Origin of the sequence: Protofrankia sp. Cas8 (genome assembly GCF_963555845.1) — a bacterium.
GTDB lineage: Bacteria > Actinomycetota > Actinomycetes > Frankiales > Frankiaceae > Protofrankia.
Genome location: NZ_CAUVXI010000270.1, coordinates 1 through 4,079, shown reverse-complemented (window position 1 = coordinate 4,079; position 4,079 = coordinate 1). Strand labels below are relative to the sequence as shown.

The window sequence follows — 4,079 nt, the reverse complement described above, 5'->3', positions numbered from 1 at the left end:
AGTCTGCGCCGGTGCTCCGCCCGATCTGGTTGGCCAGACCTTGGATGACGCGTTGGGGATCGGGGCGTAACACCGCTGCTCTGACGTCGGGGATCTGTGCCACCGTCGCGGCGATGTCGACGGCGCGCGTCTCGTACTGCCGATCGAGTGACCGGCGGGTGAGCTCGACGTAGAGCGCGCCGCCTAACGCGATCGTGACAACGAGGATGCCCAGCACGCCAATGAGGATCTGCGATGCCAGGGTGCGTGAGCGCCACATCGAGGTTCCTCCACTCTGTCGATCATGGAACGTGTTACGCCGGTTCCGGAAGAGGCGGCGCGGCATCCCACATGGTAAGTGGCGGCCGAGCAGAACGCACTGAACTCACCAGAAGGCGCTGCCGCTGAGCTTTGCGAGCAGAACGACGAGTAACGCGGGATAGCCACACAACCTTCTGAATTATTTCGCTCTCGTTTCCAGACTCCTACTGTCCTCCCACACAGCCGGTACGCCACCCACTGATCCGCGCCGGCGATGCTTTTTTCATAGTCAGGAAGGACCAGCGACAGTGCGACTACCACAGCACAGCGATTCCGGGACGCTGGCGATCGATCTACGAGCGGTCACGAAAAGGTTCACGACCCCGTCCGGGGCAACGTACACGGCGCTGAAAGACCTGAATCTAGGGGTGGTGGCCGGGGAGTTCTGCGCGATCGTCGGACCGACGGGCTGTGGGAAGTCGACCACGCTGACCTTGGTGTCCGGACTGGAACGACCGTCGCTGGGAACGGTCAAAGTCCACGGTGCGGACGTATCGGGTATCACCCCGGGAGTTGCGTTCATGTTCCAGACCGATGCGGTCCTGCCGTGGAAGACGGTGCTCGACAACGTCGCGCTAGGACCGCGCTTTCGCGGCACCTCAAAGTCCGCGGCCAATACGAAGGCCCGCGACTGGCTGCGCCGGGTCGGGCTGGCTGGTTTCGAGGACCGATTCCCCCACCAGCTCTCCGGCGGCATGCGCAAGCGGGTGGCCCTGGCCCAGAGTCTGATCAACGAGCCGCGGATCCTATTGATGGACGAGCCGTTTAGCGCGCTGGACGTTCAAACCCGTTCGATCATGTCCAATGAGTTACTGCAGTTGTGGGACCTCACTCGTCCCGCCGTCGTCTTCGTCACCCATGATCTCGAGGAAGCAATCGCTCTGGCTGACAAGGTCGTCGTTCTCACCGCGGGTCCCGGCGGCACCGTCAAGGCCAGTTTCGAGATCGATTTGCCGCGGCCTCGTGTGGTGCAGGAAATTCGCTTCGAGCAACATTTCGTCGATCTCTACCATCAGATATGGGAAGCCCTACGCTCGGAAGTTGATATCGCCTATGCGCAGACCACCGCTGCGACTACGAAGAGGGCGCCGTGATGACCGTCACCGCGAATCTGACGACAGCGGGCGAGAAACATGAGGTCTCCGCGAATGAGCGGGTCTACCGCTCCAAAGTACGCCGACGTAAGCTCATCGTTCACCTCACCCAGCTCGCGTTCCTGGTCGTGGTGATCGGCGGCTGGGAGCTGTATGTAGGGTCCGATTCACGAAAGATCATCCTATATGGAGTGCCGTCCGGGATCGTCAGCCGTCTACACACCTGGGTCGCCGACGGAACCGCGATCGGCTCTCTCGGAGACCAGATCAAGACCACTTTGGAGGAAGCGCTGATCGGCTTCGCCATCGGCACTACGCTTGGCATCGTCGCCGGGATCGCGCTCGGACGGATCCGTTTCCTCGCCGACGTATTCAGCCCCTACATCAAGGTCCTGAATTCGATCCCGCGCATTGTCCTCGGGTCGGTGTTCGTGCTGGCCTTCGGCCTGGGCATCGAATCGAAGGTTCTGCTGGTCATCGTGCTGGTGTTCTTCGGTGTGTTCTTCAACGCCTTCCAAGGCGTCCGCGAAGTCGACCGCAACCTCATCGCCAACGCCACCATCCTCGGCGGCTCCCCCTGGCAGGTCACCCGGCAGGTCATACTCCCGTCGGCGTTCACCTGGATCATCGCCAGCCTGCACGTCAGCTTCGGCTTCGCCCTCATCGGCGCGATCGTCGGAGAGTTCCTCGGCGGCTCGCACGGCCTCGGCGTACTTATCAAGAACGCGCAAGGCACCTTCGACGCCAACGGTGTCTGGGCCGCGATGGTCATCATGGGCATGGTCGCTCTGCTCGCGGAATGGTTCATCACCAAGCTCGAAAACCGTCTCCTCCGGTGGCGGCCACCGCAACTCGCCGGACCGGACCTGTAACAACCGGAGAACTCACCGCGCTCGGCTCATACCGACTAGGCTTTCCTATCCACAACAAAAGGGGAACCGCATGTCCAGAACAAGATTACTAGCCGCGGCCGGGATCGCCGCAGCCCTGGTCGCAACCGGATGCAGCTCGAACGCCAGCCATACCAGCAGCGGAACAACAAATGTCGGTACCGACTCAGGCGCCAAGGTAAGTATCATGGTTGGTGGCCTCAACAAGCAGATCTACCTTCCCTTCATGCTTGCCCAGCAGTTGGGTTACTACAAGGACCAAGGCCTCAACATCGCGCTCTCTGACGAGCCGGCCGGTGTAGATGCCACAACAAACATGCTCGCAGGCAAGGTCGATGGCGTCGGCGGTTTCTATGACCACACCATCGACCTGCAGGGCCTCGGCCAGTCAGTGGAGTCCGTGGTCTCCATGCTGGTCACCCCTGGCGAGGTCGAGCTGTGCCGCAACGACCTCGAGAACCAGATCAAGTCCCCAGCCGACTGGAAGGGCCGTAACCTCGGCATCACCGACCTGGGCTCGTCCACCGACTTCCTGACCCAGTACCTGGCGCAGAAGAACGGCGTAGACCCCACAACCATCAACCGAATCGGTGTCCAAGCCGGCGCCACCTTGATCGGCGCGATGACGCACAAGAACGTTGACTGCGCCATGACCACCGAACCCACCGTGTCGCAACTGCTCGCCAACAAGCAAGCCTACATTTTGCTCGATATGCGTTCTGACGCTGGGGCCACCCAGGCGCTCGGCGGCGAGTACCCGGCGACGTCGCTGTACATGACCACCTCCTATATCAAAAATAACCCACAAACGGTACAGAAGCTGGTCAACGCCTACGTCAAAACCCTGAAATGGATCCAGGAGCACACTGCCGCCCAGATCGCTGACATGATGCCCGCCGACTACTACGCCGGTGTCGGCAAGGACGCCTACGTCGCCGCCCTCAACAACGAGAAAGGCATCTACAACCCGACCGGCATCATGCCACCCAACGGACCGCCTACAAACCTGAAAGTGCTCTCGGCATTCAACAAGAACATCATTGGCAAGAAAATCGACCTGAGCAAGACCTACACGGACCAGTTTGTGGAGAACGCCACATAACGCCGCCATCCATCGCCGAGCAGTCGACTGTACCCGCCCATCCCCTTACCTGGAATGGGCGGGCACTGCGTGCATCGCCCGACCCTGTGGGGTGCCAGAACTGTGCCACCAGCGTTGAGCTGGGCTTTTGCGCGACGCGTTCGTACTCATTGACCAGACCACCGATAACAGGTCACCGTTCGACCCTGTTGGGCTCCACCTAATGCAACAGAGCCGTTTCAGGCGATCGCGGTGATATCCCCGTCGTCGAAGTAGATCGCCTGGTGTAGCCGCAATGCCACTGACGCTAGTTGGATCTTGGTCGTGCCTGGTGTGTCGGTTCCGGTAGTTCTGCCTGGTTGACGGCATGATCGTGGGGTGTGACGGACACTGAGACGGTGGCGGGCAGCCGGCTGGCCGGGACGCTCGACGACCTCGACGTCACCTCGCCGGCCTGGGAACCGACCTCGGGTGGGCTGACCAGGGCCCGCCAGCGGCTCGGCGCGGCGCCGCTGGCGGAACTGTTCTCCCAGGTCGCCGTGCCGGTCGCGGACCTGGACACGGTCGGGGCGTTTCTCGGCCCGTGGCGGCTGATGAGCATCGACGGGCTGGCGTGGGACGCGCCGGCGTCCAAGGACACCATCGCCGCGTTCGGCCTGCCGGCCGGCCGCGACGACGCGCCGGGGGTGTTACCGAAGGTCCGCGCGGTCACCG

The 4,079-nt window shown here is 62.1% G+C and carries 3 protein-coding genes and 2 pseudogenes; 4 read left to right on the top strand and 1 reads right to left on the bottom strand.

Features of this window, described 5'->3' with window-relative positions; genetic code table 11:
• Positions 1-259: pseudogene (locus U9977_RS24880) on the bottom strand (sensor histidine kinase); the annotation flags it as partial.
• 289 nt (positions 260-548) lie between these two features.
• Here U9977_RS24880 and U9977_RS24875 point away from each other — a divergent pair.
• The 4 genes and pseudogenes from U9977_RS24875 to U9977_RS24860 all read left to right on the top strand — a co-directional run.
• Positions 549-1,394, top strand: coding sequence for an ABC transporter ATP-binding protein (locus U9977_RS24875; RefSeq protein ID WP_175324757.1), 846 nt, complete (start codon positions 549-551; stop codon positions 1,392-1,394).
• Positions 1,394-2,266: an ABC transporter permease gene (locus U9977_RS24870; protein WP_322751709.1), complete on the top strand. Its 873-nt coding sequence runs from the start codon at positions 1,394-1,396 to the stop codon at positions 2,264-2,266. The genes U9977_RS24875 and U9977_RS24870 overlap by 1 nt, the downstream gene beginning before the upstream one ends.
• A gap of 70 nt (positions 2,267-2,336) precedes the next feature.
• A complete protein-coding gene (locus tag U9977_RS24865) occupies positions 2,337-3,386 on the top strand; it encodes an ABC transporter substrate-binding protein (RefSeq protein WP_322751708.1) in 1,050 nt (349 codons plus the stop codon).
• A 359-nt stretch (positions 3,387-3,745) separates the two neighbouring features.
• Positions 3,746-4,079: pseudogene (locus tag U9977_RS24860) on the top strand (transposase); the annotation flags it as partial.